The sequence below is a fragment of the Ruegeria sp. N11 genome (assembly GCF_056531525.1).
The window spans coordinates 1-3035 of the sequence record NZ_JBQFLX010000064.1 but is presented as its reverse complement, the minus strand read 5'-3'; the positions used below and the strand labels follow the sequence as shown (position 1 = coordinate 3035).

2 protein-coding genes are annotated in these 3035 nt (G+C 52.8%); both read right to left on the bottom strand.

What is annotated here, in order from left to right:
* Positions 1-155: 155 nt before the first annotated feature.
* A complete protein-coding gene (locus ACR0J8_RS24140; protein WP_480892845.1) occupies positions 156-1922 on the bottom strand; it encodes an adenylate/guanylate cyclase domain-containing protein in 1767 nt (588 codons plus the stop codon).
* Between the two features lie 204 nt (positions 1923-2126).
* Positions 2127-2576, bottom strand: a complete 450-nt coding sequence (locus ACR0J8_RS24135) for a MaoC family dehydratase (RefSeq protein ID WP_170682856.1) — start codon at positions 2574-2576, stop codon at positions 2127-2129.
* Positions 2577-3035 lie beyond the last annotated feature (459 nt).

The window sequence follows — 3035 nt, the reverse complement described above, 5'->3', positions numbered from 1 at the left end:
GCAACCCGCTACGACAGGTGCCCGAAGGTCTTCCTGTCAGCAATCGCCCTTGCAGCACTCGTTATCTATTGGCTATGAGTCCTGACCCTAATCCGCTGATTTGAGTAAGCAGGCTAAATCGAATTTGCCAAGGACCTGAAATCCAAGTCTGGTGCTTAGTCCGGCAAGCCAGCTACACGAAGGGTTTGCATAAGGTGGTCGAGCGTTGACGGGTCCCTGTACGGCTGGCTGTTTGCGTAGTCGGATAGGCAAAACGCCGGATCACTCCTCACGATATCGTGGGCGACGCGTTTCGCCTCGTCGTGAGCGGATGCAAGCTCGTAGTCGCTGCAGAGAATAATGCGAGCGTCATTGTTCTTTTGATTGAGCCGCAAGGACTCTTTCGCAGCGCGGATCGAGAGCGCAATGTTACCGTTGTCTCGGTACGCGACTGCGAGAACGTCGATTAGCCAAACAGGATACACTTTCTCGAGCTGAAGGGCTTCTTTCACGCTTTGAACAGCGGACTGTGCGTCGCCGCAATAATTCAGCACGAGCCCCAGGAGAGCATGCGCCAACGGACAACTCGACCGAAGTTTCGCTCCCGTTTTACATAGCGCCAGCGCTTCTTCATATTTCCTGTTAAGAAGTAGAATATGCCCAAAGACAGCGTGGCCAATGCCGTTGTTGTCTTCGTATTTTATGGCACTTTGCGCCCAATTGGCCGCCAGTTCCATGGATCTTGCTGCCGGCTCGGTCCACTTGAAAAAACCGTCCATCCAATGCGTTACGGAAACGTAGCTCGCACCCACCACTGAGTCGGGTTGTACGCGGTGAAGCTCTTCAAAAAAGCCGCGGGCAATTCCATTGTCCTCCGGGTTTAGCTCGTAAAAGTGACTGGCACCGCGGTAGTAACACTCCACCGCCTCAGGGCTGTTGAGTTTTCCGAACCAAATTCGATTTCGTTCGTTCGTGGCCAACTTTATGTTCAGTGCAGCGATGATTTCCCGAGTGATTTCATCCTGAACTTTGAAGATATCATCCACAACTCGATCATAGCTTTGAGCAAAGATGATTTGCTCGATTTCTACGTCTGTAAGTTGCGCGGTGACCCGCACTCGATCACTAGCCTGTTGGACAGCGCCTTCGAGAATGTAGCGAGCGCCGAATTTGGCGCCCACCGATGATGCCGAGACATCTTTCCCGCGATATGGATTAAGGGCCGGTGCATGAACAAGAAAAAGCCCGGAAAGCTGTGTTAGTGTGGCCGAGATGCCGAACCTGATACCATCGGCAAGAAAGTCCTTTTCGGGGTCAGAACGCAGGCATTTGAAGGGTACAATCGCGATGCAAGGTCTTTCCGGAAGGTCGAATTCAAGCGTGCCTTTGTCGCGTGTGCCGGTATCCGTCTCGATCTCTTTGGTGGCCACACGGTATGCGCGCACTTGGCCTTCAATGTTCTTGAGAGTTTGCTCACCCACGAATTCGAACGGATAAGAGATCTTGCCAACAACCTGATCGTAAATCGTTCCGCTGATCATAATTCCCCCAGCTTCGGCCAGCTTCTCGAGCCGGGCAGCGACGTTAATTGCGTCGCCAAAGAGGTTGCCTCCCTCGACCATTACATCGCCGAGGTTGATGCCAATGCGAAAAAGCATAACGCGGTCTACTGGAAAGTGAGCGTTTCCAGTCTCGAGTCCCCGCTGAATTTCTATGGCGCAGCGCACGGCTTCCACGGGACTCGGGAATTCGGCGACTACACTGTCGCCCGCCGATCCGAAAACACGACCGCCGTAATTGGCAATGGATACTTCAATGGTTTCACGGTGGGCCAGGAGCGTTCGTAGGGTAGCTTCTTCGTCCGCATCCATCAGCCGACTGTATCCTACTGCGTCTGCTGCAAGGATAGCCGCGAGCCGTCGCCGAACTTGGTCATCCGTCATAGCACCTGCTTCCCTAGGTCACAGAACTATGGCGCCATCTTACTTTTCCAGGGAACGAGAGTCCACTGACGCGTAAAGAAAGACGCGCATTAGGCAGGGCCCTGCGTACGGCCGGACTGTCCGAATTGCAGTCTCTCAAACCTTGCTCAGCGAATAGTCGAACCAAGCCCAACGCCGACGTCCACAATATGAAGATGAACTGACTTACTTTCGCCGAGCCATAACATGATCCATGACCAGACTAAGTACCTCGACATCGTTTTGGTTGTACGTCCGGTAGCGAAATCGTACCGTTCCTCGATCAGGCTTGGAGTGTGATGGCGTAAGCACCTCAACTGTAACACGCGCTCGCAGTGTATCGCCGGGGAAAACGGGAGCAAGCCACCGAACCTCGTCCATGCCGTGGCCGCCCAAGTTGGTTCCAGTCAACACACCAGTGTCACGAAATAACCGGAAGGTGAGCGCAACTGTTTGAAAGCCGCTGGCGACAATACCGCCGAATATCGACTCCGTTGCCGCCACCTTGTTCACGTGGAAAGGTTGTGGGTCGTGCGTAAGCGCGAAGTCAATAATCGCGCTTTCGGTGAGCGTAATACCACCGGTATCGAAAGCATCACCGACTGATAAATCGTCAAAGTGTTTTCCGCTACTCATACCAAAATTTAGGTAGATTGTGATTTGCTAGTCAATACGGAACGCTGTGTGCCCTGCGCGTACAGACCTTGTGGCACGTATTAAGAATTCTGCATCAAGAAAAGTTTCTCTGACCGCACCTTCCCTTGTGGGCAGGGCATTTCAAAAGCACCTAACTTGTTTCACATAAAGACCGATGCATAGTTCCCGGGGGAAGCCCTATGAAGGCTGAAGGCACTCAAAGCTGCCAATGCGCAAATTGGTCTCGCTTTTTCCAAAAACGCTTGGATAGATGTTGGCGAGACATTGCCAATGGAGAAATACCGGCAGAGGCTCCTTTCTGTCTGGAACAGCTTCCATCTACTAAAACTTACCATGTTCAACTCGCGCTAGGGTCAGGACTCATAACCAATAAATGACGGTTGCGGCGAGGGCGATGGCGGAGAGGAAGACCTTCGGGCATCTGTCGTATCTGGTCGC

What these genes read in the sequence shown, in the direction of transcription:
- ACR0J8_RS24140 (WP_480892845.1), bottom strand. Translation starts at nt 1,922, where the DNA reads ATGACGGATGACCAAGTTCGGCGACGGCTCGCGGCTATCCTTGCAGCA.
- ACR0J8_RS24135 (WP_170682856.1), bottom strand. Translation starts at nt 2,576, where the DNA reads ATGAGTAGCGGAAAACACTTTGACGATTTATCAGTCGGTGATGCTTTC.